The sequence below is a fragment of the Pseudoalteromonas sp. S8-8 genome (assembly GCF_000497875.1).
Taxonomy (GTDB): domain Bacteria; phylum Pseudomonadota; class Gammaproteobacteria; order Enterobacterales; family Alteromonadaceae; genus Pseudoalteromonas; species Pseudoalteromonas arctica.
Window position 1 is genome coordinate 53,705 of sequence record NZ_AUTR01000063.1, and the last position, 26,340, is coordinate 80,044.

18 protein-coding genes are annotated in these 26,340 nt (G+C 37.5%); 6 read left to right on the forward strand and 12 right to left on the reverse strand.

Features of this window, described 5'->3' with window-relative positions:
* Nucleotides 1-29: 29 nt before the first annotated feature.
* Complete coding sequence (locus tag L659_RS0119175; RefSeq protein ID WP_024591581.1) at nucleotides 30-806, reverse strand: DODA-type extradiol aromatic ring-opening family dioxygenase; 777 nt, start codon at nucleotides 804-806, stop codon at nucleotides 30-32.
* A gap of 106 nt (nucleotides 807-912) precedes the next feature.
* Here L659_RS0119175 and L659_RS0119180 point away from each other — a divergent pair, with 106 nt between their 5' ends.
* Complete coding sequence (locus L659_RS0119180; protein ID WP_024591582.1) at nucleotides 913-1,815, forward strand: LysR family transcriptional regulator; 903 nt, start codon at nucleotides 913-915, stop codon at nucleotides 1,813-1,815.
* A gap of 37 nt (nucleotides 1,816-1,852) precedes the next feature.
* On the opposite strand, the gene L659_RS0119185 is transcribed toward L659_RS0119180, so the two are convergent.
* On the reverse strand, nucleotides 1,853-2,734 hold the full coding sequence (locus L659_RS0119185; protein ID WP_024591583.1) for a LysR family transcriptional regulator: 882 nt from the start codon (nucleotides 2,732-2,734) through the stop codon (nucleotides 1,853-1,855).
* A 90-nt stretch (nucleotides 2,735-2,824) separates the two neighbouring features.
* On the opposite strand from L659_RS0119185, the gene L659_RS0119190 reads away from it, so the two are divergent.
* A complete protein-coding gene (locus L659_RS0119190) occupies nucleotides 2,825-3,253 on the forward strand; it encodes a PACE efflux transporter (protein WP_024591584.1) in 429 nt (142 codons plus the stop codon).
* Nucleotides 3,254-3,701: 448 nt separating this feature from the next.
* Here the strand turns inward: L659_RS0119190 and L659_RS0119195 are convergent, their stop codons facing one another.
* Nucleotides 3,702-4,868 carry an aldo/keto reductase gene (locus tag L659_RS0119195; RefSeq protein WP_024591585.1) on the reverse strand — a complete coding sequence of 389 codons (1,167 nt, stop codon included), beginning with the start codon at nucleotides 4,866-4,868 and terminating at the stop codon, nucleotides 3,702-3,704.
* A gap of 351 nt (nucleotides 4,869-5,219) precedes the next feature.
* Nucleotides 5,220-6,458 carry an NADH:flavin oxidoreductase/NADH oxidase family protein gene (locus L659_RS0119200; RefSeq protein WP_024591586.1) on the reverse strand — a complete coding sequence of 413 codons (1,239 nt, stop codon included), beginning with the start codon at nucleotides 6,456-6,458 and terminating at the stop codon, nucleotides 5,220-5,222.
* 100 nt (nucleotides 6,459-6,558) lie between these two features.
* Between L659_RS0119200 and L659_RS0119205 the strand changes: the two genes are divergently transcribed.
* Complete coding sequence (locus L659_RS0119205; protein ID WP_024591587.1) at nucleotides 6,559-6,966, forward strand: MerR family transcriptional regulator; 408 nt, start codon at nucleotides 6,559-6,561, stop codon at nucleotides 6,964-6,966.
* 352 nt (nucleotides 6,967-7,318) lie between these two features.
* Here the strand turns inward: L659_RS0119205 and L659_RS0119210 are convergent, their stop codons facing one another.
* The 5 genes from L659_RS0119210 to L659_RS0119230 all read right to left on the reverse strand — a co-directional run bounded on the left by L659_RS0119210 (nucleotide 7,319) and on the right by L659_RS0119230 (nucleotide 15,896).
* The gene (locus tag L659_RS0119210) at nucleotides 7,319-7,510 is read right to left on the reverse strand and encodes a DUF3185 family protein (RefSeq protein ID WP_007583678.1); all 192 of its coding nucleotides are present in this window, start codon (nucleotides 7,508-7,510) and stop codon (nucleotides 7,319-7,321) included.
* Between the two features lie 61 nt (nucleotides 7,511-7,571).
* Nucleotides 7,572-9,038, reverse strand: a complete 1,467-nt coding sequence (rmuC, locus tag L659_RS0119215; protein ID WP_007583680.1) for a DNA recombination protein RmuC — start codon at nucleotides 9,036-9,038, stop codon at nucleotides 7,572-7,574.
* 1,068 nt (nucleotides 9,039-10,106) lie between these two features.
* Complete coding sequence (locus tag L659_RS0119220; protein ID WP_024591588.1) at nucleotides 10,107-13,253, reverse strand: DEAD/DEAH box helicase; 3,147 nt, start codon at nucleotides 13,251-13,253, stop codon at nucleotides 10,107-10,109.
* Nucleotides 13,254-13,679: 426 nt separating this feature from the next.
* Nucleotides 13,680-14,642, reverse strand: a complete 963-nt coding sequence (locus L659_RS0119225; RefSeq protein WP_024591589.1) for a transcriptional regulator — start codon at nucleotides 14,640-14,642, stop codon at nucleotides 13,680-13,682.
* Nucleotides 14,643-14,657: 15 nt separating this feature from the next.
* Nucleotides 14,658-15,896, reverse strand: coding sequence for an AAA family ATPase (locus L659_RS0119230; protein WP_007583176.1), 1,239 nt, complete (start codon nucleotides 15,894-15,896; stop codon nucleotides 14,658-14,660).
* Nucleotides 15,897-16,669: 773 nt separating this feature from the next.
* On the opposite strand from L659_RS0119230, the gene L659_RS0119235 reads away from it, so the two are divergent.
* On the forward strand, nucleotides 16,670-17,884 hold the full coding sequence (locus L659_RS0119235) for a hypothetical protein (protein WP_024591590.1): 1,215 nt from the start codon (nucleotides 16,670-16,672) through the stop codon (nucleotides 17,882-17,884).
* Between the two features lie 69 nt (nucleotides 17,885-17,953).
* Here L659_RS0119235 and L659_RS0119240 read toward each other — a convergent pair whose 3' ends face one another.
* A complete protein-coding gene (locus L659_RS0119240; protein WP_024591591.1) occupies nucleotides 17,954-18,829 on the reverse strand; it encodes a DNA replication terminus site-binding protein in 876 nt (291 codons plus the stop codon).
* 1,004 nt (nucleotides 18,830-19,833) lie between these two features.
* On the opposite strand from L659_RS0119240, the gene L659_RS0119245 reads away from it, so the two are divergent.
* Nucleotides 19,834-21,183 (forward strand): class II 3-deoxy-7-phosphoheptulonate synthase, encoded by a 1,350-nt coding sequence (locus L659_RS0119245; protein WP_024591592.1) that lies wholly within the window; start codon nucleotides 19,834-19,836, stop codon nucleotides 21,181-21,183.
* 60 nt (nucleotides 21,184-21,243) lie between these two features.
* Here L659_RS0119245 and ppsR read toward each other — a convergent pair whose 3' ends face one another.
* Nucleotides 21,244-22,053: a posphoenolpyruvate synthetase regulatory kinase/phosphorylase PpsR gene (ppsR, locus tag L659_RS0119250; protein ID WP_007583184.1), complete on the reverse strand. Its 810-nt coding sequence runs from the start codon at nucleotides 22,051-22,053 to the stop codon at nucleotides 21,244-21,246.
* Nucleotides 22,054-22,210: 157 nt separating this feature from the next.
* Between ppsR and ppsA the strand changes: the two genes are divergently transcribed.
* Nucleotides 22,211-24,586, forward strand: coding sequence for a phosphoenolpyruvate synthase (ppsA, locus tag L659_RS0119255; RefSeq protein ID WP_007583187.1), 2,376 nt, complete (start codon nucleotides 22,211-22,213; stop codon nucleotides 24,584-24,586).
* Between the two features lie 385 nt (nucleotides 24,587-24,971).
* Here the strand turns inward: ppsA and L659_RS0119260 are convergent, their stop codons facing one another.
* Complete coding sequence (locus L659_RS0119260; protein ID WP_024590080.1) at nucleotides 24,972-26,243, reverse strand: IS4 family transposase; 1,272 nt, start codon at nucleotides 26,241-26,243, stop codon at nucleotides 24,972-24,974.
* Nucleotides 26,244-26,340 lie beyond the last annotated feature (97 nt).

Genomic DNA, 26,340 nt, shown 5'->3' on the forward strand with positions numbered 1-26,340 from the left:
GCTTAACTTAATTTGAACGAACGCTCAAATTAATAAAATTTATAAGCATCGAGTGCTAAAATATCCATTTCTATATCTTCATGTATTTTTTCGGCTTTACCGTCACTACTTCCAAGCGCTGCAAAAAGAGGTAAAAAGTGCTCCTGGGTAGGGTGATTAAATAAAGCATGGGGTGCTTCATTTAAATAGCTAAGTAACGCCTGGGTGTTTTGCGCTATTAATTTTTGCTCAACCCAATAAGTAAACTCATTAACCATTTGAACACGATTAGGTGTAGCAGGGCTTTTAAATATTTCACGTAGATTGTGACTAATACCGCCTGAGCCAATAATTAATACGTTATCGCTGCGCAGTGGTGCAAGTAACTGTCCGTATTTATACATCGCCTGAGCGCCTAAACGCGTGTTAATAGACACCTGAACAATGGGAGTATTAGCTGCTGGGTACATTAAGCGCAGCGGGATCCACACACCATGATCCCACCCTTGATCTGCACTTTTCACCGTTTTAATACCCGCTTTGTAAAAGTACTCACTAATAGTATTAGCAAGCTTAGGGTCCCCTGGTGCTGGGTATTGAATTTCATACAGGGGCTTGGGAAAGTTATAAAAGTCGTGAATAGTATGCGGCGCATCTCCGGATGTAATAACTATATCGTGCGCTTCATCAAAGTGGGCAGAAAACACCACAATAGCACGAGGCTTACTAAGCGTTTGACCTAATGATGCAAGAAAATCTGACGTAGCCGATTGCTGAACAGCCATCATTGGCGAGCCGTGAGATATAAATAAAGCAGGCTGAGTCATACTAAAACCTTAAACAAGTAGATGCGTTATAAACACTATATAAGTTTCTATTTTGACGATAAATATGATACTTATTTATACATTATCAACAAAGCATTGTTAAAAAATGGATAAGCTCACCACCATGAAGACCTTTTTAGCCGTTGTGCAAGAAGGATCGTTTTCAAAAGCGGCCGATAAACTCGATATTTCGCCGCAGTTAGTCAGCAAATATATTTCTGCGCTGGAAGATAATCTACGCACGCGTTTATTACACCGTACAACGCGAAAAGTAAGTGTTACAGAGGCTGGAAATCAGTATTATCAGCGTTGTCAGCAGGTGATTATTGATATTGAAGACATGGAAAACTCACTAAACAACTTAAGCGAAAGTGTATCGGGTGTGCTTAGTATTAGTGCACCTATGTCGTTTGGTACAAAGCATTTAGCAGGCTTGTTGGTTGATTTTCAAAAGCAGTATCCAAATTTAAAGTTAGATTTACGGCTCACCGACCAATATGTAGATATAGTAGAGCAGGGTATTGATATTGCTCTGCGCATTGGCGTATTAAAAAACTCAACGTTGATAGCTAAAAAAATTGCCCCTATACGTTTAGCGGTGTTTGCGTCACCCGACTATTTAGAACGCCATGGCACGCCACAAACACTGCTAGATTTACAATCACATAATTATTTACGCTATTCCCACAGCGAGCCCACAAAACGATTATTTGGAGTTAATGAGTTAAAAAGCGAGCTAAAGCTTGAAAGTAACTTTGTGGCTAACAATGGTGATTTGCTACTAAATACAGCCATTGCGGGAGGTGGTATTGCTATGCAGCCCACATTTATTGCAGGCGAAGCACTGGCTCAAAGTAAAGTAGTGCGCATTTTACAAGACTACGAACCCGACCCAATGGGACTGTATATGGTGTACGCTAATAGGCAGTTTTTACCGAGTAAAGTACGTGCTTTTGTTGATTTTGCAAGTGACTTTTATGGCGATACACCTTACTGGGATTTAGCGTAATAAAAAGTAAACCGCCTAACAGGCATTATATAAAAAGCTAAATTTTTAAAAAATTCCGTAGTAAATTTCTTAGTACTTTAAACACCTCTTGATTACTGTGTTGCTGATGCTGTAATACATCAACATTAGCCAACCAACCCATTTCTTCAAACTCAAGAGGAAGTTTAACCAGCTCACCACTTTGTACTGCATCTAGAGCTACATGGTTTGGTAATAAGCACCACCCGTTACCTTGTATTGCTAGCTCGAGTAATACAAAGTAATTATCGGCATACCAAATCTCTGGGCTAATTTTTAGCTGAAAGCTGCTTGTTTGTGTATTGCGCGAACGAAGAAGAAGTTGTCGATATAGCCGAAGGCCATCCATATTTTCACATCTGATCCCCGCTAAAGGGTGCGACTTAGCAACATATAAATCAAATTTTACCGATCCAATACATTCATAGTCTAAGTAACTCGGTATATTTAATTCACTAAAAATAATACCCGTTATAGGCTTTTCGCTGTTTAGCATGTCAATTATGTCATGGCTGGATGCACTTAAAAACTCAAGCGATACGTAAGGATACTTACTTTGCAGCTTGCTAATAATACTCGCGATAGTTTTAAACGGGATCCCTTCGTCAAGTGCGATAGTGATTTCGGTTGGTGTTTTTTCGTTTAGTGCTAATGCAGAGTTTGTTAATCGCTGGTGTTGATTGAGCACGGCCTTAGCCTGGGGTAGTAACTGTTTACCGGCTTCGGTTAATTGTGGATAGCGCCCTGTGCGCTCAAATAATGTCGCATTACAGTCTATTTCTAAATTAATAATATGCTGGCTTATTACCGACTGCGCTTTACTTAAACCGCGCGCAGCAGCTGAAAACGATCCAGCTTCAACGGTAGCCACAAATGCTTGAAGCTGTTCAATACTAAACATATCGCTTTTCCCGATACTAAGTAACTAACACATATCTTTATAATGAATGAAAATACAGCCATCGTCATCAACTTAAGAAGTTATTTATATATGAACACAGCAGAACGTATTTTTCAGGCGCTAATATTTGAGATGATAGCATTATCTTTTATTGTACCTGCATCAGTTTATTTTGGTGGGTTTGCAACAGGAAAAATGGCAATAGTAGGTATTGGTTTATCAATCTTCGCCATGCTTTGGAATTACATTTACAACATAGTGTTTGATAAAATAGTTGGGCATAACCGAATCGAGCGAGGTTTAGTAACCCGCATTACGCATGCATGTGGCTTTGAGCTGGGTATGTTAGTAATAACGCTGCCAATACTTGCTTGGTATTTAAATATTACATGGCTAGCCGCTACAGCACTAGAAGCTGGCTTTTTAGTTTTTATACTCATATACACGTATATTTTTAATGTGTTGTACGATAAGTACCAACCTTACAAAAGATGGGTTAATAAATCGCAATGTGCTTGATATTTTTAAGTTTATAAAAGCAACGTTGTGGAGTATTGAGATCGTTTTGGCAAAAGCGCAATGGCAATAAATAACGGTAAATGTGGCTTTTTTAGCACTGCTCAATTGACTAAGTAGTGCTAATTTACTATTTGTACTATTTACCGGCTAACTGTAATGGGGGTTTACAGTAACTTTTTGCTTTATATATTTAGCCCTTTCAATATGTTCCACACGCTCTCACCACTAGGATGAAGCGCAGCATGATACCGATACGCGTAATATGTAATAGGCACGTAATAATGCTTCTAACTACCTAAAAACTAATTTTAAAAACTACGTTTTAAACGCCAGCAAGCTGCGCTTATACAAATGCCCAACAATCAATATACTTACTACTAAGCGTTGCTTGAAAATCAACCTCATTAGCTATAACGAGGTGTGCCAAGCAAATGGCACACCTATTTTGTTATGCAGGTATGGGCGCGTTTTCAGCAATAAGCTGTTTAGATTTCAATTCACTCCAAAATTCGCTTGGTATGGTAACTTTCATCGAGGCTACATTAGCTTTAATCTGATCTGCCGTGCGTGCGCCAGGAATAATTGAGGATACCGTTGAAGGCGCCTCTGCGAATTGCAGTGCAGCTGTTTTAATATCAATCCCATGTTTAGATGCAATGTCGCTTATTGCATTAAACTTTTGCTGCATAGGCCCAGGAATTTTAGGTGAATAATTAAAGCGGTTACGACCGGCTAAAAAACCACCATTAAGCGGAGCACCAATGACTGCTGAAACACCTCGTTTATCAAGCATAGGAAAGGTTTTATCAAGTGCCTGCTTATGATCTAAAATTGAATATTGCAGCGCTAGTAAGCAAATATCAGGGTCTGACATATCAAGCGCTTTATAAATAGCATGAGGTGTATTTACTCCAAAACCCCAGCCTTTAATTATTCCTTCATCACGCATTTTAGTTAACTCAGGAATAGCCCCTTTTGCAGCCTGATCAAAATACTTAAGCCAATCATCTCCCATATCACTATTTTGCGGTGATAAATCGTGAATATAAACAATATCGAGTGAAGCTACTCCAATACGATGCAACGTGTCTTCTATTGAACGACGCGTACCTGATGCAGAGTAATCATATTTATAATGAAAAGGTGAGTGATCAGCCCAATGCCAACTATTTTCTAGAGGCTCTGCTGAAGGGGTAAGAAGGCGACCTACTTTTGAGGATAAAACATAATCTTCACGCTTTTTGTTTCGAAGTAAATCACCGAAGCGCCTTTCACTTAGACTCAAGCCGTAAAAAGGTGACGTATCAAAATGACGAATACCAGAATCCCATGCTGCATTTAGCATTGTTAAAATTTCTGCATCGCTTGATATAGTATTAAAGCCATTCCCAGCGGCAAGACCGCCTAAGCCCATTCTGGATTCAGGCCGATAATGCTTAGCGTTAGTAACATCGTTTGTGGGCAGAGCAGCGCTTTTATCTATTGATCCTTTAGTTTGCATAACACTGCCGTTAGACATTTTTACTTTTAATTGTTCAGCCAAAGCTGAAGCACTAAAAATAGAGCCTAAACTTAAAGCAGCGCCTGCTTTAATAAAATTTCTGCGAGATACCATGTAACTATTCTCCTTGAGTAAGGTTAAATATCTACGCTATAAACTAGTATAAATACCAACCAAACTCAAGCGAGAGGAAAGCAATAAATATCAATAATTTCAATAAGATGGTTAAATTAACAAACGCTGAACGCGCACTTTAATTAACATTTTAGAATGATTATTTTCTTTACTCGTACAGTACTTTAATATGCACAAAATAGTGCACTTTAATAGCTTGATAAAAAGGCAAACTTCCAAATTGGTGCACGCCTTAATACTCATTTACACAACATAAAATGGTTACATTTATTAGATGTGTACAAATTAGTAGACAAAACCGAAATACATAAAAAGAGTGAATACCAAAGCTTAGTTAATCTCTCTAGCAAAGCGATTGCGGTAACGCTTAGTTAATTTAACCGAACGTAGCTGGTCGCTAATTAAAGTAAATATTGGTGAAGCGTTTGTTTTCACAGGTTTGCCTTGGCCTAAACGGCGTATTTGCCTTTTTACCAGTGCCATAGTGGCAAGCCCTGCAAGGGTTTTATCTTGCCAAGTAACACAGGGTAATACGGCTAGTTGCAGTGGCTCATTTTGCCATTTGTTTGGTAAATTTGGTTGGTATGCAAGCGCAGTGGCAATACCCACGAGGGCCACTCCACTTTCAATCACGTTGTTGGCAATAGATAAGCGACTAATGCCGCCGGTGGTCATTATTGGGATTGATGAGCGGTGGCTAATCGCTTTTGCAAACTCTAAAAAGTATGCTTCGCGGGCAAGTGTGCGTTCGTCCCCTGTTTTACCTTGCATGGCAGGGGCTTCGTAACTACCACCCGATAGCTCTACAAAATCAACATTGAGTTCATTCAATAAATCCACTACAACTTGCGCGTCAATGGGTTCAAACCCACCACGTTGAAAATCTGCAGAGTTTAACTTTACCGAAACCGAAAGGGTGGGGGAGCAAGCTGCTTTAATACTGCGGGTTATTTCAAGTAATAAACGCGATCTATTTTGTAGGTTGCCACCCCATTTATCATCGCGCTTATTGGTAAGTGGCGATAAAAACTGGGCAAGTAAATAGCCATGCGCTGCATGTATTTGTACGCCATTAAAACCGGCTTTTTCGGCTTGTAGTGCAGTTTGTGTAAAGCGGGTAATAACATCGTCAATGTCGGTTTGCGTCATTGCCTTTGGTACGCCAAATAAGTGCGAGTGCTTACCCATATTAAGTGCAACACTTGATGCTGATAGAGCCTTTCCACCCATTTTTTTAAATACTTGCCTACCAGGGTGATTAATTTGCATCACCACTTTGCAATTATTTTGCTTTGATAAACGAGCAAGCTCTGCAAAGGCAGTAATATCGGTACTTTGCTCAAGCACAAGGCCACCAGGGCCTGTCATCGCTAAATGATCAACCATTACATTGCCAGTAATAATTAGCCCTGTACCGCCTTTAGCCCATGCGCTATAAACATTTTTAAGTGCTTGGGAGGGCGTTTGGTCCTCTTGTGCTAGGTTTTCTTCCATAGCGGCTTTGGCAATACGATTTTTTAATACTAAACCACTTGGCAAGGTAAAGGAGGTAAACACAGGGTTGCGCATAATTATTGGCTAATTAAATTGACATTAAAACAACTATAACCTTAAAGTTAGCTTGAAGGTCAACCTACTAAGTTTATGTAAAGTGGAGTTATTATTAGTTATGAAAATAGGCGAACTTGCAAAACTTACCAACATACCTGCCAGCACTATTCGTTTTTACGAAAGCAAAGGGTTATTAACACCAACCACTCGCAGTGCTAATGGTTATAGGCTGTACACCCAACAAAACTTAGAAAAACTGCAATTAATTAAATTTTCACAAAGCTTGGGTTTTTCACTCAACGAAATACCTTTATTACGTAACGAAAACGGCGAGCTAAACCACACAATAATAATCGAGCGTTTAGAAAAAAAACAAAAAGAAGCTGACATTTTGATTGAGCAAATGCAGAAAAAGTCACAGCGTATTGGCAATTTAACTGCGTTACTAAACTCTTATTGGGACAAAGGCGAATGCCTGCCAGAAAGTAAACTAAATGAATTACTAGAAGTAATTGATTACAAATAAACTAATACAGCTTATTCAGGGCCAGTTTATCTTTTGAGGTTAAATTTGCAGCAGACTGTTTGGTATTTAGGCAAGGCAGAGTCTATGTAGTGTGGTTATTCCCCATAAACAGACGATAACGTAGTATAAATGCCAAACATGCGCTGCCCTAAGGGTTCTGCCTAGGGGCAATTTACTCTTTGTTGCTCGGTTTTTACTTATTATTACATGGATGTAAGCCATTAGAATAACGCTGGAGCAGTTATCGAGCCCACTAAATTACAAACCTCGCGCCGCGATTAAATAGCCCCTAGATTGAACAAATTTTATCCTGAGAGGTCAACAAGCCCCAGTAAGCTGTATTTTATTTATGTTACTTAAGCTTTTTAATGCCAATTAACACACAGATGGCACCGCCAATAATACCCGCCCATGCTTCTATTGGTGTATCACCACTAAATGCGCGGCTTAACTGCGAAGCCGCCGCATCATACACGTCATATCCCCACATAATTAAAGCGATACCTATAACGATTAAAACAATACCTATAATCTTATTATTCATAAACACCTCTGGTTTCTAACGTACATTATTTAACATACTTAATTGAAAACACTTAATAAATCTAATCAAGCTCTAGCTGCGCACGTTCAACGCTCTCACTAGGTAACTCTTTTTGTACCGATACACCAAGCTCTTTAAACTCTGATGCTTGTTTAATTAAATTACCTTTACCGCGGTATAATTGCGAGAACGCTTTGTCGTAACTTTCTTTCGCTTTATCAAGCTGCTTACCTACGCCTTCCATACTTAATAAAAAACCATTGAGCTTGTTATAAAAACGCTCAGCCCGATTTGCCAGCTCTTTTGAGTATTTGGTTTGCTCTTCAAAACGCCAAAGCTGTTTAACAATATTTAAACTAGTAAGCAGGGTAGTAGGTGTAGCTACCAGTATATTTTTTTCGATTGCTTGTTGGTAAATATCACTTTGATATTTAAGTGCTTCTACAAAAGCTGATTCTATTGGTACAAACATAACCACAACTTCAGGCGAATTAAGCCCTGGTAAACGGTCGTACGATTTACTCGCAAGCTCATTAATACGTGCTGTAACGGCGTTTACATGCTCTTTAATTGCTTGATTAGCATCTAGCTCATTTTCAGCGTTCACATAGCGTGTATAAGCATTTAATGATGTTTTAGCATCAATGACTAAGTGGCGACCTTGTGGTAAGTAAACAACTACATCAGGGCGCAAGCGGCCATCTTCAGTGTTAAACGACACTTCGCGCTTATAATCAACGCCAGCACGTAAGCCAGCGCTATCTAAGACGTTTTCGAGCATGAGTTCGCCCCAATTACCTTGGGTTTTCTTTTGCCCTTGTAGCGCGTTGCTGAGCTTGTCGGCTTGATCTGTTATAGCTTGGCTTTTAGCTTGCAAATGCAATAGCTCGGTTTTAAGCGCGGTTCGTTGTTTTATGTCTTCAACATGTATTGATTCCATTTTTTCTCTAAAGCCTTTTAGCTCTCCTTGAACCGGTTTTAATAATTGTTCAATGCTTTCTTGATTTAAGGTTTTAAAGCTTTGTGATTTTTCTTCTAGAATCTTATTGGCTAGGTTTTCAAATTCTTTTTTGAGCATATTTTTACTTTGCTCAATTTGCGCGAGTTGCTCGGTAAAGCTTTGTTGTTTTTGCTCGAGGGTGGTGCGCATATTATTATATTCAACATCGCGTTGATTATATTGCTCACGAAGCGCTGCAAGCTCGCCTTCGGCTTTGCGCCAAAAATGATTGTATTGAATGCTTTGTTTTTCTTGTTCGCTAAAACGCGTTTTAAAATGCTGGGCTTCATCGCGCTGCTCTTGGTGAGTATGTTCTAGCAGTTCGTGATCTTCTTGCAAGGCGCTATATTGCAGCTCTTTATTATCAAATTGATTTTGTAATAGGGAAAGCTGTTGCTGCTGTTCGCTTATTTGTAGATGTAGCTTTTTGCGAAGCTGTGTTGATACAACGCCGTAAAATACAACGCCTAACGCAACACCAGCACCGGCGCTTAGCCAATCAATATTAGTGAGTACTTGAGTGAGCATAAAATAAACTTATAAAATTTAGAGACATGTCATCATAACCAATAACACGCAATAGAAGTAGGGGAGCAAAGAAATTACAGACATAAAAAAACCAGCTCAAAATAAGCTGGTCAAGTATTACTAAATTAAGTAATCAAAGGGAAAATCAACATGTGCCCGAGTAAGCTGCAACTTAAATACATAATCACCAAAATAACTAATATTACTGGGTGAGGCTATATAACAACAGGCATTAGAGTAGACCGGAAAACAAAATAATTAATTCAAATTAATTTACGAAAGATCATTTATTTTTATTCGGGTTGATTTAAACAAATCAAATTATGGGCATAAAAAAAGCCAGTTCAAAATGAACTGGCTTAATCATTACTAAAATTAGTAATCAAATAGGGGGAAATCAACATAAAACCTGTATTAACTGCAATTAATCAACAAGCATAATAGTAGACGCCGCTCTTTGAATTAAGTTCATAAAAAGATCAAAATTTTTAAAATAAAAATTGAATGCTAAATTTTGGACATAAAAAAAGCCAACTCAAAATGGGCTGGCTCAATCATTACTAAAATTAGTAACTAAATGGGGGGAATCAACATGAAAACTTGTATTAACTGCAATTAATCAACAAGCATAGTAATAGACGCCACTTTTTTAATTAAGTTCATAAAAAAATAAAAACTTTTAAAATAAGTGCTGCACGCTAAATTTTGGGCATAAAAAAAGCCAACTCAAAATGGGCTGGCTCAATCATTACTAAAATTAGTAACTAAATGGGGGAATCAACATGAAAACTTGTATTAACTGCAATTAATCAACAAGCATAATAGTAGACGCCGCTCTTTGAATTAAGTTCATAAAAAAATAAAAACTTTTAAAATAAGTGCTGCACGCTAAATTTTGGGCATAAAAAAAGCCAACTCAAAATGGGCTGGCTCAATCATTACTAAAATTAGTAACTAAATGGGGAATCAACATGATGCTTGTGCTAACTGCAATTAACCAACAAGCATAATAGTAGACGTCCGCTTTTTAATTAAGTTCATAAAAAGATCAAAACTTTTTAAATCAATTTAGTTTTTAATTAGCGATAACATTTGTTGTTCATCAAATTTTGTAAAGCTCATTGATTTATCAGTAAATAACGCATCTACAAGGGCTTGTTTGTCTTGTTGCATTTTAAATACTTTTTGCTCTATTGAATTACTCATTATGAGCTTATACACAAATACAGGGTTAGTTTGGCCAATACGGTAAGCTCTATCAGTCGCTTGCTTTTCTACTGCAGGGTTCCACCATGGATCAAAGTGAATAACTGTATCGGCTTGTGTTAGGTTAAGGCCTGTACCGCCGGCTTTTAAGCTAATTAAAAACACAGATGTTTTACCACTGGTAAACTCGTCGATTACTTTATCTCGGTGGCGCGTTTGGCCCGTAAGCATACTAAAGTTAATGTTTATTTCTTCAAGGCGTTGGGCTATTAAATCAAGTGCTGATGTGAACTGACTAAATATAATAATTTTACGACCGAGACTTAACATAAGCGGTAAGTGTGTTGTTAACCATTCAAGCTTAGCGGAGCCTGCTTGAGTGTCTGGATCTATTAATTTAGGGTGGCAACAAATTTGCCTTAACTTTAAAAGTGCCTCTAAAAATGCAAGTTTACTTTTTTGTGCGCCTTGTTCGGCAAATAAGTCTATTAGCTTCTCTTCTAATGAACGTGTAATACCTTGATACATTTCTTTTTGTTTAGGCTCAAACTCAAACTCTTTAGTTAGCTCTGTTTTTTCAGGCAGCTCTTGCGCTACTTGTGCTTTAGTGCGGCGCATTATAAAAGGCATAATTAACGCTTTTAACTGCTCAGCTCTCTCCATATCAGCTTCACGCTCAATAGGCGTTTGAAAGTGCTGCTTAAAGTGGGCTTGAGACCCAAGTAACGATGGCATAGCAAAATCGAGTAACGATTTAAGCTCAAGTAAATTATTCTCGATTGGAGTACCACTTAAACAAAGTTTAAAGTCGGCATTTAAGCGTTTAACTAATCGCGAAACCTGTGCGGTATCGTTTTTAATGTATTGTGCTTCGTCGAGGATTATATTTTCAAAATATAATGGCGAATAATATGCAATATCACGCTTTAAAAGTGGATATGTAGTAAGTATACACTGCGCTTGCGCTAGGTGCTGTAAAGGATCGTTACGATTTGAACCAAAAATAGTGGTGACTTTTAAGCTTTTAGCAAACTTAATAATTTCGTTTTTCCAGTTACTCACCAAACTAGTTGGACACACTATTAGTGTAGGGCCCGCTTGCGGGCGGTTAAATGTACTGGCTAAAAATGCAATAACTTGCAAGGTTTTACCCAGGCCCATGTCATCAGCTAAAATACCACCTAATTGGTGACGTTTTAAAAAGCTAAGCCAGTCAACACCTTGCTGTTGGTACTCACGAAGTGTTACTGAGTCATTTAAGCCATGTAATGAAACCTTAGTAATTGCTTTATCGGGACTATTTAGCTCTTGTAAGTATAGCTCTAATGAGTCGTCGTGAAGCTCTACGTTTATAGCAGTGTGCTTTACTAATTCAGGTAAATACGAAAGCGGAATATTAAATTCGTCTCGTGTTTTTACAAATTCAAAACGCTCTTTAAATTCATTTAATAAGTTAATTGCTGACTTATTAATAACCCCAAATTCACGACCAAGCGGATAGTAGTAAAATAGTTCACTTTGGCGATTTAATGACTGATATAGCGGGTCAGTATTAGTAAACAACAGCGATGCTTTAGCATCACATAGCAATACTTTGCAGTGCATTTGATGCCCTGCTGCGCGGTGTACATGTAAACTAACTTCACACTGCGGATTAGGACTCGTTACTTTACTTACACTTACTTGCCAACCGCGTTGCTTAAAGCCAGGGAATACTTCGTATATTAGCCAATGCAAATGGATTGAAGACTGCTTTGTAAATACCAGTTCACTTTGTAAACCCCCTTTACAAAATTCAAATCCTAAGTTAATTAGTTCGTTAGTTACAGTATTTTCAAATGCACTATTAATCGTACTTGCAGGTGCTGCACCTGCTAAATAGTTTTTATTTTTATACTTAAATAACAACGAAAGAGATAAACCTTGATCGCCCATAGTTACTTTTAAAACAGCATTACTAGAGATTTTAGGCAATGTTGGCTGTAAATTAGTAGGGTGGGGTATTACACCTGCACCAAAGTTATCGGCAAGCTGCTTATATATTCTATCAAAGTTAGCGTCATGCAAAGCAGGCATAGTTTGTAAATGTGCTATTTCATCTGCACTCAATGGGGTGCGAAGACGGCCCGCTTTTAAATGATCTAAATCGAGGTAAGTAGGTGGTGTTGTTTTTAATAAAGCCCAGTTTTGTGTTTGCTCAAGCTTAATAACTAATTGTGAGAGATCTTTATCTTGCTCCCAACTAAAACTTAATGCTTGGCCAGATTGCGCTTTAATTGGCACTCGAGAACGCTGGAAAAACAGGCGTTCTGTAGCTATCAACTGTTGTAAGGCACTAAAACCCCACTGGCCTTTTAGCTCAATACTTCCCACTGCATTTTGTGAGCGTATCCAACTAAATAATCTAAAATCACTTTCGAGTAAGTCACTCGGCGTTACAAAACTATTTAACTGCTGCTCGGTCAGGTTTCGACCTAACGTGTAATTCTTTTTAGTCTCAACATTCGCTATTTTAGGTGTTAAGAATACTTTGTTATTTTCAATATCTAATACAAATAATAATACTTGCGATGGCGTGTTTTGATCACCACTTTTAAGTGCGCTTAATTCGCTAAACCAGTCATTAATAAAATAATCTTCGCCATATTCACCAGAGTGCTCTATTTTGAGCTTAAATAAAATAGCAGCTAAGTGTCGGCATTTAGTTTTTGCATTACACGTACAATGCGTATCAACAGAATAGCCAGTTGGTACTTTACTGATCTCAATACGTTGGTTAAACGATGATCCATTATCCGCTTGTACAGTAGAGTCGACTACAGAAAAATTAGGGGTGTGTTCTAGCCAAGTGATTTGACCTTTCTTGTAATATTCTTTGCCTTTATCTAAAACATTTTCACGGAAAAGTTTTTTAATAAAGCGTTCAGACAGAGGAAACTGGGTAGCCTGCTCATTTTTAATTTCTTCAAAAATAGCCATTAAATCATTTTTTGATAAGTTAGCAGACATGTCACTCTAAGCATTAAATTTTAAAAATAATCCTGCCAGTATATGCCTTATGTGCTCTGAGCTAAAGCACTATTAACAAGATATAAACTGGTTGGAGCTGATAACTTAGTAAAAAATCGGTTTGTAAGTAAAAATAAGCATCCAATTTTACAAAATAATATTTAAAACAACTGCAATGGTAGAAGTTACATATAGTTAGAAACATAAAAGTAAGCATTACAGATCACGATTTTACTAACAATAATAATAAATGAAGGAATGTAGCTAAAAAGAGGAGATTAGTTAGTAAAAAAGTGATCTTGAGGAAGGAATATGATTATTTAAAGAGGAAATAGGCTAGTAAAGATCAGATCTTTACTAACAAAACAATCTGCCAGATCACTATTTAACTAAGTAAATATGCCTGACAGATCATTATTTAACTAACTAATTAAAGGCACTTAATAACTTAGTTAATTGCTCTAAGCGCTTGTCTGTCATCACTTTATTATCAATTTTGATAGAGACATCACCGCTTTTTAAATTGCGTTGTACCGATATAAAGTTATTTTCTAGTACAGCTTCGCGCTTAACAGCTACTTGTGGCTCTGAAGTTAGGCATTTAGTGATCGCCATTGCACGCTTGTCGTCGCTTGTAATCGTATTTAACTCTTCATCACTAGCAAGGGCACTAACAAGTTGATTAAACGCCTCTTCGTCTCGCTCCTTTGCGCTAACAAGCTTTTTAGCGACTTCGCGACCTACGTGATTAGCAGTAGGGTAAAGCGCAATAACATCAGCAGGAATTTGCTCATAAGCTTTAATTGCATCTGCAATTGCAGTATGCGATACACCTTCTATCGCGGCAATCTCTCTATAAGATCCTTTTTTATCTTGCTCAATAAGTTCATTTTTAGTTTGTTGGTAAGCTTGGCCAAGCTCCCATAAACTAGGAGCAATGTATTGATCTGAAGATACCGCTAAAATTTTTGCATCTTGATCAGTAAAATCGCTTGAACTAAGTACTAAATAATCTGCGTTACCTAAAATACAGGCCATACGACGACGTGAACCTGCCAGAACTAAACTTTTGTCACCTTGCTCCCAAAGTAAGGCAGGATGTTGATTTCGACCATCCTCACGAATTGCAGGAAGAATGTCTGATACTGACTTTTCGTTTAGAAGTGCCTGTACACGACGATTTTTGCCGTATACACCAGTGGAAGATTCAATATCAGCATGTGCGATCACTTTACAAACAAGCGTAATTTGACGAGCAGGGTCACTCGGTGCAGGCATTCTAATTACATCGCCAGCATTCGCTTGTTCTAGTAATGCATCAAGACTACTGCTGCCTACAGCAGTTGCAAATGGATCTAAGCGGGTGTCATTTTTACGTTTTTTAGCCATTTTTATTTAACATCCTTACTTAGGGGTATTGAGTGTTGATTGAGTTGACTGCCAATTTGAACGAATAAGCATTTCTAGCTCATCGACCACATCTTTAATATTTTCTTGAGCGCGCATTAATGACTCACGACTTGCTAAGCTGTCTGATGCTTTTTGATCAAAAATAGTGTTGAAAGACGATGAACTAGCGGTAATCGCGGAGCTGTGATTGATTGGGTAGCTCATTACTTGGCGACCAAATGCACTACGAACATCTTTAACGATATCGCGCTGTGAGTGATTACCTTTCACATAGTTGGTCACTAAAAATTGCATAAAGTCCCAGCCCTCATGGCCAAGTGCTGCAACTGTATGGTAAATCTCACCTAGTCGTTTTAAATATTTGTTATTAGCATCAAAATCTACAGCTTCCGGATGAACAGGAATAAGCATCGCAGTAGAGGCCATTAATGCATTATAAAACATAAAGTTAAGGGTAGGTGCTGTGTCAATTAAGATAATATCAAACTCGTCTTTAACGGGGTCAATTACTTTCTCAAGTAACTTGTGGTAATGGCGAGTTTGCTCATAATTTGAGGTATCTTTGAGCAATGTTGCCGTTTCGTGCTCAAAGTAAAAGTCATCCATACCCGATGGTAATACACGAATATTTGGGATATGCGTTGGTAAAAATGAGTTAGACACAAATTCAGGCCATGTTTCACCCTCGTCTAAATCTATGCAATCGCGCATTAAATCACCAACAGTAATCGGGTCGTGCTCACTTGAAGGAAAAAAGCTTGAAGAAGAGCCTTGTGGGTCTAAATCTATAATACCAATGCGATAACGTTTAATATTTGTAGTTGCAAGCGCTGCCGCTATATTAACCATACTGGTAGTTTTACCGCAGCCGCCTTTGAGAGAATTAATTACAATAACTTGCAGTTTGTCATCACCAGTACGATGATCTGGTTTAATGTCCATAATATCGGCCATAGCAAAAATATTTACTAATGTGTAAGCATAGTGACCGTTAGCACCGCGTTTTATGTTTAAATCATCGAAGTCGCCATTATCATGACGTCTTTTTAAAGTACGATTATTACAACCTAATAAATCAGCAGCTGCTTTTTGCGTATACGTTCTTAATTCTTTTTCTTCTGATTTAAGATGGGCACGGTAGTGCTGAATACGTCCTTCTAATGATTTTTCAGCAACTTCAGCTGTGGCTTTCAAAAGCCGATAGGTACTTAATGCGTTATTGTTGATAGACATACTTTCTTCCTCAAAGTTAGGCAGTTAGTATAATGTCCATTCAAATAGCTGTAAACAACTATTTAAGACGACATGCATTTTAAAAACAAGACATCTAAAAATATTTTTACACCTTTAATATTGCTTAGTATAAATAAAGAAGTTTAAAGGTGGTTAAATATATAAGGTAATAAAGGTTAAGGGTGTAAAATCAGCACATAACATTATGATTTATATGAATAATGTTTAAAAAAGCAGATCAGGTTTATACTTGGTTAAGATCAGATCTTTATCTACCTGCGGATCAGCTTTTTACTAAGGTCTATTTTAAATATAGAGTTATGCACAGGTTACGCATGAAGTTATGAACAAAAAGAGCCCTGCAGATCAGTTTTTTACTAAGTAAATTATAAAGTTATGCACTAGTCGCAACATCAAAATACGCTTTTAATTAGTATAGATCTGATCTGTACTTGGTACAGATCAGATCTATTCTAACTCGGTAAGGCTTTATCCACAGGGGAATATATTTTTTGGTGTATTTGTCGTGCTTAATTTTAAAATTAAGCCATTGTAATGGACAAAATAACAGCTGAGTTAGTAAAAATTAGATTTGTGATAGTCCAGTTAGTATAAATATGATCTGGAATCGTAAGTAATGTACATCACTTAGTATAATAGTGATCCAAACGTTTTATTTAAAGTCAGATCACTTTTATACTAACTTAAACATTTAACTTTTGTTGCTTAATGTGTTGTTATTAGCTGTCGCAATAAAAATGGAAATAAGAACAATGAGCCGAAAGGTCAACATCTCGGTAGATAACTTGCCCGATACACTTAGGGGCCAAATCCACGGGGTGGAAAGTGCAATAGATAACGAAAGTTTAGCACTATTTACAGACAACAAAGACGTGCGAATTTCTATTGAAAATGCAGCACATGGATTACGTGCATATTCAAACACGTTTAATCACTATGATTTGTGGGGACGCTTTGTTCGCTCGGGCTATAAAAAATTGCCACTTGAAGAAGCGCCTAAAAAAACAATTATTACGCGTAAAATATCTGAAAAAGTAGATGGTATTTTGTACGATGGCGAAATAAAAATAACGCCAGCTGTTGTAAGTACACGCAAAGATGGCGAAGATGTTGAATACCTTGTTTGGCCATCAGATAGAGAAGAAAAAGTAGAGCGAGCACTTATTCGTTTAGCTTCTAAAGGCAAAATAGTTAAAATTAATTTTAAATCCGGTATTCAATACGCGGTTGTTTTTTCTATGAACGAATTAGCACAAGAACTCAAAGCGGTAGGGCAGTCAATGCCATATCCTGCAATAAAAGAGTCACTTGAAGCATTGCAAGGTTCTAAACTTTCATTTAAATATTCGGCAACAGATACTAAAAATTCTGATATAGATGATTCGTTTTACGAGTCAAACATGAACTTTTTATCGTCACTGCATTTTAGTGGCAAAAAAGGTCAGGGTGGCAATGTAAAATGCGTCGCCTGTTTAAATGCATTTGTTCATAACATGATTGATAACCTTGAATACAAAGGGTATTACTTTAATAGCGCTCAAGAATTAAAACGTGGATTATCGCGTTGGATGATGCTTCGTTTGTATCACCTTTGGCGTTATGCAGCACCAGGTAAAACGTACCATTTTAGATTACTTTCTATTATGGAAAAATACGGATCTATTTATTCAACTGATGATATTACCGAAAATAAATTAAAAGCACTTCGTCGTGATATGACCACCACAATGAAAGATTTGATTGAAAAAGGTGCAATATCAGAATACAGCATCACAAACGTTAAAGATGACAAAACCGGTAACATTATCGATTACACATACGAAATGCACCCGTCTGATCAGTTTTGCGATGAAATACTTACATTGAACAAACACAACAAACGCATTGAAATCCAAGGCGGTAAACGCATTGTTGAAAATGCCGTGCTGATTGATGAAGATAAAATTGAAGAAATAGTAGAAAAATAATAACCGTTATTTTAAATAACGTACGCATAACTAAAAAGGTCACACTATGTGGCCTTTTTAACATAATGACTACCGCTCAACCTGTTCTAAATATAACCTATCAACCAAAAAATCATACTCGCGCTTACGAGGGTGAGTTTCGGGTTTTTGATAATCAGGTAATATACCTAATTTTACGTCTGGTTCTGGATTAATCAGAATAAAGGGTAATGCAGCACTCACATGATAGCGATTTTGCGCTGTGTATCTCACATTTACCTGTGGACTCACTCGAGTAGGGCGGCGAATTCTAAGTTTTTCCTTTTCGCCTAAACTAGCAACCCGTAATTGTTCTTGAGCTACAAGTGATTGCCATTTTTGTTGATCTATCATTCTTGGATTTCGATAACTGGCCGATTTGTCGAGCATTTCGAGAGCCATTTTTTTAGTCAGCGTTTTAGTTGCGTGTTTGTGCATCCAAGTAAACCTAACCGAAAATGGCGATTCGCTTTCACTATGAATTTTACGATATGCAGCAAGCGTTATTAAATTTGGTATAGCATTGTGAACTGCTTCAAATCGAGCATCGTTGCTATCAATAGCTAATATACATTCTTTAAACGTAGTTTTAGCTTTATTTACTTGAGCTATACGATTATTTAAAGCTTGTTTATCTGCATTTTTAATGACGAGCAAACCAGGGTGCCTTTTTAAAACACGACTGCTTAATCCTGATTTTTTATACATGTCTGAAAAAGAGTTTAGGATTGCTTTTTGAGCAGGTACTCCAGTGATTTTAGAAACAAGTATAGATTCTGGAACTTTACTCTCATCGAAACTACTTACATCTGGTAATTGATAATATTCCGCTTTGGAGAATTCACACTCTTTTAGTTCTTCAATCAACCTCAAAGTTAATTCGTTCATTAAATCAAACTGACTTCTAATTTGTACCTTAGTTACCATTACACACCTCAAAGAACACATCTTACTAGCCTTATATTATTACATGCACTTTGCTTTGTCTAAATAAATAATAAATAGTACTCGAGGCTTATAGTAACATTATAATTAATTTAAGTATGATGTGTTCTTTAAGGTGAGAATATATAAATGAAGAAAGATTGAAACTCCTTACTAATTCATATGACATTAGAGTATTTACTTTGTCGTATATAAAAAGGCTAATACGCCAAGTACTAGATTATCTACGTAGTAGGTGATAAAACTAAGTTTAGAAAAATCAGTTAAGCGGATTTATATAATTTTCATATATTTATCTAACCGTCTTAGCATTCATTATTATTTATAATTACTGACTCATATTACACCGTGTTGGCAGTACGGTGATCAGGCTAAAGGTTACAATGACTACAAATGCTTTTTGATATCAGTTCCTCTTTAAAGATACTTCTAGCAGGAGGGGCTTTAATCATGGCGAATTGTTAAGTAACACTATCACTTTGAAGAGAAAACTTAATGGCCTACCACACCTTTAAGTTGTGGCACTTGTGAGTATAGTCCTGCATACGAGTGCTATACAAGACTATGCATCTAGGATTTAAAGCGCAGATAAATGATTACCACAAACGCTCATATCATACATTAAGCTCTGCACATAGCACTTGATAGCTATTAATTAATTATCCGCGTAAAGTTAAGATTACAGAAGCTGTCATTTAAGTATGATGTGTTCCTAGCTAAATTACGTATAACATACCCTTATGTACTATTTATTCTCAATGCGTTAAAATTATAAATAGTTAGCTCTAAACGCATGTATTTAAACACTTTAGTTTCTTCAAAATAAAACTAAAGTGTATGTTATATAACCACCTAGGTTAAGTAAGATTACTTTTATACTTAACTCATAACTAAATAATTGGAAAATAGTGAATTTAGTCCTTGAACATAGGGGCCTGCATACGTTAATTTCTTCTTATCAGGTAATGTAGGAATGAGGAAAAATTATGCAATCGTGGAACCCAAATAGCTGGAGAGAGCTGCCAATACTGCAGCAGCCACAGTACCCGGATCAAGAAATACTTAAATCAGTAGAAAGCCAATTAAAAACGGCACCGCCTTTAGTTTTTGCTGAAGAAACAAGAAGCCTATTCAAACAGCTTGAAGATGTGTGCGAAGGTCGAGCTTTTTTACTTCAAGGTGGTGACTGTGCAGAATCATTTAGCGATTTTAATGCCGCTAACATTCGCGATACATTCAAAACAATCTTACAGATGGCTGTTGTATTAACTTACGGCGGTAAATGCCCTGTAGTTAAAATAGCGCGCATGGCTGGTCAATACGCTAAACCTCGTTCAGCAAACTTAGAAACAATTAATGGCGTGTCTTTACCATCTTACCGTGGCGACATTATTAATAATATCGAGTTTACAGAAGAAGCACGTATACCCGATCCACAACGCTTAATGACTGCATACCATCATAGTGCCGCTACGTTAAACTTATTACGTGCTTTTGCACAAGGTGGCCTTGCCGATCTTCACCAGGTAAACCGTTGGAACATGGGCTTTGTTGCTGCAAATCCACTTAAAGAAAAATACCAACAACTTGCTGATAAAATTCAAGACGCACTAGAGTTTATGGAAGTGTGCGGAATTAACTCTACAATTGCGCCAAGCTTAAAAGAAACCGATTTATACACTTCTCACGAAGCGTTACTACTTGGTTACGAAGAGGCGCTTACTCGTCGCGACCACTTATCTGGTGATTGGTACGATTGTTCTGCTCACTTTGTTTGGATTGGTGAACGTACTCGTCAACTAGATCATGCACATATTGAGTTTTTCAAAGGCATTAAAAACCCAATTGGTGTTAAAGTTGGCCCAGGTATGGACCCAGATGACCTAATTCGTTTAATTGATGCATTAAACCCAGATAACATTCCTGGTCGTTTAACGCTAATTACGCGTATGGGTGCAGATATACTTCCTGAAAAACTTCCAGCATTAGTAAGAAGAGTTCAACAAGAAGGCCGTAAAGTAATTTGGAGCTCAGATCCAATGCACGGTAACACTGAAAAAGCGACATCAGGTTACAAAACACGTAACTTCGACAATATTATGCGCGAGATCAGTCAGTTCTTCGCTGTACACAAAGCTGAAGGTTCATACGCAGGTGGTGTTCATCTAGAAATGACAGGCCAGCACGTTACAGAGTGTACTGGCGGTGCTTACGGTTTATCTGACGATGACCTAGCACAGCGTTACAAAACGCAGTGTGATCCACGCCTTAATGCCGACCAAGTATTAGAGTTAGGCTTTTTAGTAGCTGATTTACTAAAAGACGCACGTAAATAATATTTATTGATACAAAAAAAACCGCTTAGTTGCGGTTTTTTTATTTCTTTGATGAGTAAGTTAGTACTTACGTCGCTCCAAGTCTGTTTCTATCAATATTTTTGCAGATATTTCTTCAACAGAATGATGCGTAGAATTAAAGTAAGCAATTTTATGACGCTTATACAACATTTCCACTTCGCGAACCTCAATACGACACTGTTTAATTGAAGCATACTTAGAGTTCGCCATACGTCGATGCCTAATAGCCGCAAGTCTCTCAGGGTCAATCGTAAGTCCAAATAACTTATGTTTATAAGGGACTAAACACTTAGGCAAACCTTCATTGTCTAAATCTTCTTCTGTAATAGGGTAGTTAGCCGCTTTAATGCCGTACTGCAGTGCTAAGTATAAGCTTGTGGGTGTTTTACCACTTCTACTAACACCAATTAAAATGATGTCTGCTTCAGAAAAGTTTTTAATATTTCCGCCATCATCATTCATAAGAGCATAATTAACGGCATCAATTCTAAAATCATAACTTTTTTCGTGGATGGAATGCGTACGATGCATTTTAGGAACTGGGGCTACATTGAGTTCTTTTTCTATTTTTTCGCTATATGTAGTTAAAAAGTCATACGTGACTGCATCAGCTGATTTTATAATTTCACTTAAATTGTGATTAACAAAAGTAAAAAAAACAAATGGCTTTTCGCCTGTTTTTGCAGCGGTTGCATTAATTAATGCTTTAATTTCGTGCGCTTTTTCTTCAGTTTCTACAAATGGAATTGTTTTATGATTAAAATCGATAGGAAACAACGACAAAGTCGCATGCCCAAACACCTCTGAAGTAATAGCGGTTCCATCTGATATATAAAAAGCAGTTCTCATAATTAACCTTTTTATTGCGTTTAAATCCCTAAAATGGGTTTCTCACGGTTTACGTGAGGACTATTGCCAGTGTAGAATGATGATGACCTTTATAAAAGGTTTTCTTTCTTAACTCTCACAGTTAGACCTACAATTTGTTTTTTTTGGAGAAAGATCCGTGCAAGAATACGTTCTCTGGTATCAAGAGCTTGGTATGCAAGATGTTCCTCGAGTTGGCGGTAAAAACGCTTCACTTGGCGAAATGATTTCAAACCTAGCAAACGCTGGTGTACAAGTACCGGGTGGTTTCGCAACTACCGCTGATGCTTTTAATGAGTTTTTAGATCAATCAGGACTCACAGCAAAGATTCACAACATCCTAGATACACTTGATGTTGATGATGTAAATACACTCGCTAAAGTCGGTGCCGATATCCGCCAATGGATAATCGACACACCATTCCAACCAAACCTAGATCAAGCCATTCGCGACGCATATAGCCAACTTCATGGCGATACTGCAGCAGATGTATCATTCGCAGTACGTTCATCAGCTACCGCTGAAGATATGCCAGATGCATCATTCGCAGGCCAGCAAGAAACTTTCCTTAACGTTGTTGGTATCGATTCAGTCATGGTCGCTATTAAACACGTATTTGCTTCATTATTTAACGACCGTGCAATCTCGTATCGTGTTCACCAAGGTTACGATCACCGTGGTGTGGCCCTATCAGCGGGTATTCAGCGCATGGTACGTTCAGATAAATCAGCATCTGGCGTAATGTTTAGCATTGATACAGAGTCTGGTTTTGAAGACGTTGTATTTATTACATCAAGCTACGGCTTAGGTGAAATGGTTGTACAGGGTGCAGTTAACCCTGATGAGTTTTATGTTCATAAACCAACACTCCTTAAAAATAAACCTTCAGTAGTACGTCGTAACATTGGTTCTAAAGCCATTCAAATGATTTACTCAGAAGATAAAGCACACGGTAAGCAAGTAGACATCGTTGATGTTGCCCCTGAGCTTTCAAATAAATTTTCGATTACAGATGAAGAAGTGCAAGAACTTGCCAAGCAAGCTGTAATCATCGAAAAACATTACGGTCGTCCTATGGACATCGAATGGGCAAAAGACGGTAACGACGGCAAACTATATATAGTTCAAGCACGTCCAGAAACTGTTCGCTCAAACGAAGACTCTAACGTAATGGAACGCTTTCAATTAAATGGTACAAGCAACGTTGTTGTTGAAGGCCGTGCAATTGGTCATAAAATTGGTAGCGGTGTTGTTCGTGTTCTTGATTCAATTAAAGAAATGGATCAGGTACAAGTAGGCGACATTTTAGTAACCGATATGACCGACCCTGATTGGGAACCAATCATGAAACGTGCTGCAGCGATTGTTACAAATCGTGGTGGACGTACGTGTCACGCGGCAATCATTGCACGCGAACTTGGTATTCCAGCTGTTGTAGGGTGTGGTAACGCAACTGATTTAATTAAAGCGGGACAAGAAGTCACTGTATCGTGCGCCGAAGGCGATACCGGCTTTATTTACGAAGGTATTTTAGATTTTGAAATACTAACGTCACGCGTTGATAAAATGCCAGAACTACCAATGAAAGTTATGATGAACGTAGGTAACCCCGATCGTGCATTTGACTTTGCACGCTTACCGCATGCAGGTGTTGGCCTTGCGCGAGTTGAATTTATTATCAACCGTATGATTGGCGTTCATCCTAAAGCGTTATTAAATTTTGATGCTCAAACAGATGCATTAAAAGCAGAAATTACTGACATGATTGCCGGTTACGAATCACCAGTAGAATTTTACATAACAAAACTGGTTGAAGGTATTTCTACTCTAGGGTGTGCATTTGCACCAGAGCGTGTAATTGTTCGTATGTCTGATTTTAAATCAAACGAATACGCAAACCTAGTTGGCGGTCAGCAATACGAGCCAGAAGAAGAAAACCCAATGATTGGTTTTCGTGGTGCCGCACGTTATATCTCTGAAGACTTCCGCGATTGTTTTGCACTAGAATGTGAAGCTATAAAACGCGTAAGAAATGACATGGATATGGCTAACATAGAAATCATGATCCCATTCGTACGTACCCTTGAAGAAGGCAAACGCGTAATTGAATTACTAGAAGAACATGGCCTTAAACGCGGCGATAATGGTCTTAAAGTAATCATGATGTGTGAGCTACCTTCAAATGCATTACTTGCTGATGAATTTTTAGAAATGTTTGATGGTTTTTCTATCGGCTCTAACGATTTAACACAGTTAACGCTGGGTCTTGACCGTGATTCTGGTTTAATCGCACATTTATTTGATGAGCGTGACCCTGCAATTAAAAAGCTACTTTCTATGGCAATTAAAACAGCTAAAGCAAAAGGAAAGTACGTAGGTATTTGTGGTCAAGGTCCTTCAGATCACGAAGACTTTGCAGCATGGTTAGTAGAGCAGGGTATTGACTCTGTTTCATTAAACCCAGATACAGTAATAGAAACATGGTTATACCTAGCTAAAAAATTAGCAAAGTAATAAATAGGTAGGCTATAAAAATGCCAGCAATGTATTGCTGGCATTTTTTATACTCAATTAAAAGTAAATTAACGGGCTAATTTTTTATCTAAATAAGCACATGATTTAGTTAACGCCTTTTGACAAAGTGATAAGTAATGTCGCGCTTTAGGGTAGTAAAACGAAAAGCACAATAAACCCGCCATAAAAAATATAAGTGAAGGCTAAGGGCGTGTTGATCTTTGTGGATTGAAATTTGTTCAATCTAGGGGCGATTTAATCGCGGCGCGAGGTTTGTAACCTAGTGGGCTAAGTAAAAACCGAGCAAAGCTTCCGCGTCCTGCTCACGCCCCTTACCTACATCTATGTCATAGGTAGGTACTTAAGAAAAACATTAAGTACAGCCTTAAAAATTTGGCTCTACCCCATACTGAAATACTCCTGTTTTTCGATCGCGTTTGGGGTGTGCCCTAGCAGCATTTTTCCTCAGAAAGTCAAATGCTCCATTAACTGCATTTAACAATCCTTTCCTATGCTTCCTAATAATCGCTGTTAATATGCCAATCCACCAAACACCCGTTGTTTTTGCTACTGTCATTGTAGACATTTCAGTTTTGAATATCTTTTCAATACAGCCAGTTAAAAACCTTTTAAGCGTGGTTACTATTAAACTTACATAAATTAGCGCCTCTTGTAAGGTTGCGTTTGATGTTTGAAAGCCGCGTAAATTATTATAAGACTTACACTCCTTAAAAAGTAATTCAACCTGCCAGCGTAACCTATATAATTTGCCTATTTCAGTCGCTGTAAATTCATCAATAGATAAATTAGTGACTAAAAATGTATATTGTTTTTCTTTTTTTGACCAATACCCAACGACTCTTGTTAGCTTGTTTTTTATGCTAACATTCATATCAATAAGATCATTTTTAGGTAATTCGGGGAGCAATTCACATAACTTTGGGGAATGACTTCCTGTTAATTCCTGTCCATTTTGCTTAAAAGCATTATGTACTCTGACTGCTTTTAACCCCTTAGCTCTTAATACGTAAAATCCTCCTGCTTTATCTAATTCATGAATATAACTACCTGAATAATACCCTCTATCAGCAAGTAACAACTGTCCTTTCAACTCTTTAAATGTTGGAAGTTCTTCACGTTCAGAATAACTGTCTGGTGTTATACCTGCTTTTTCAAAGCAACCTTGCGTTAAATTTAAAGTAGCATGCAATTCAATCGCTGCTGGACACGTATTTGAAAATCGCCCAGGAAAAACATCTTTTAAAGAACGATGAAGCATAATAGAGCTACCGTCCTGAATTAAAATATTCTCAAACTTGAACAAATCTTTTTTCGTGTACTTAAGCGCATCATTTATCCAACAATTAAAAACTCTATTTGTTACCTCTCGCATTAGTTCAGCTAGTTCAGGTTTAACTAACTGGTTATGAAAAGGCTTATACTTAATAGACTGCCCTGTTAGCTGATTATAAACTCTTAATATTTCGGATAAATAGATCGTTTTTTTATCCCCAAGCGCAGCAACAAGACTAACAACCATATGAAATGCGGTAATATTTCTTTCTCTTTTAGTAAATGCTACTTGTTTACCAAGTCGGTTCAGTTTTTTTTCACTTAGGATACTTTTTAACTTATTAATAAAAATGTTAGCATTCATTTGAAGCTCTTTTCTTGATTCTGTGGTTTGTGTGGTAACAACCATTTGATCATGAATTGAGCTTCAACTCAATTTCTTAAGATCTTACCTATGACAT

Excerpts from the sequence above, each read along its gene's own strand:
- L659_RS0119175 (WP_024591581.1), bottom strand. The coding sequence starts at position 806 with ATGACTCAGCCTGCTTTATTTATATCTCACGGCTCGCCAATGATGGCT.
- L659_RS0119180 (WP_024591582.1), top strand. The coding sequence starts at position 913 with ATGGATAAGCTCACCACCATGAAGACCTTTTTAGCCGTTGTGCAAGAA.
- L659_RS0119185 (WP_024591583.1), bottom strand. The coding sequence starts at position 2,734 with ATGTTTAGTATTGAACAGCTTCAAGCATTTGTGGCTACCGTTGAAGCT.
- L659_RS0119190 (WP_024591584.1), top strand. The coding sequence starts at position 2,825 with ATGAACACAGCAGAACGTATTTTTCAGGCGCTAATATTTGAGATGATA.
- L659_RS0119195 (WP_024591585.1), bottom strand. The coding sequence starts at position 4,868 with ATGGTATCTCGCAGAAATTTTATTAAAGCAGGCGCTGCTTTAAGTTTA.
- L659_RS0119200 (WP_024591586.1), bottom strand. The coding sequence starts at position 6,458 with ATGCGCAACCCTGTGTTTACCTCCTTTACCTTGCCAAGTGGTTTAGTA.
- L659_RS0119205 (WP_024591587.1), top strand. The coding sequence starts at position 6,559 with ATGAAAATAGGCGAACTTGCAAAACTTACCAACATACCTGCCAGCACT.
- L659_RS0119210 (WP_007583678.1), bottom strand. The coding sequence starts at position 7,510 with ATGAATAATAAGATTATAGGTATTGTTTTAATCGTTATAGGTATCGCT.
- rmuC (WP_007583680.1), bottom strand. The coding sequence starts at position 9,038 with ATGCTCACTCAAGTACTCACTAATATTGATTGGCTAAGCGCCGGTGCT.
- L659_RS0119220 (WP_024591588.1), bottom strand. The coding sequence starts at position 13,253 with ATGTCTGCTAACTTATCAAAAAATGATTTAATGGCTATTTTTGAAGAA.
- L659_RS0119225 (WP_024591589.1), bottom strand. The coding sequence starts at position 14,642 with ATGGCTAAAAAACGTAAAAATGACACCCGCTTAGATCCATTTGCAACT.
- L659_RS0119230 (WP_007583176.1), bottom strand. The coding sequence starts at position 15,896 with ATGTCTATCAACAATAACGCATTAAGTACCTATCGGCTTTTGAAAGCC.
- L659_RS0119235 (WP_024591590.1), top strand. The coding sequence starts at position 16,670 with ATGAGCCGAAAGGTCAACATCTCGGTAGATAACTTGCCCGATACACTT.
- L659_RS0119240 (WP_024591591.1), bottom strand. The coding sequence starts at position 18,829 with ATGGTAACTAAGGTACAAATTAGAAGTCAGTTTGATTTAATGAACGAA.
- L659_RS0119245 (WP_024591592.1), top strand. The coding sequence starts at position 19,834 with ATGCAATCGTGGAACCCAAATAGCTGGAGAGAGCTGCCAATACTGCAG.
- ppsR (WP_007583184.1), bottom strand. The coding sequence starts at position 22,053 with ATGAGAACTGCTTTTTATATATCAGATGGAACCGCTATTACTTCAGAG.
- L659_RS0119260 (WP_024590080.1), bottom strand. The coding sequence starts at position 26,243 with ATGAATGCTAACATTTTTATTAATAAGTTAAAAAGTATCCTAAGTGAA.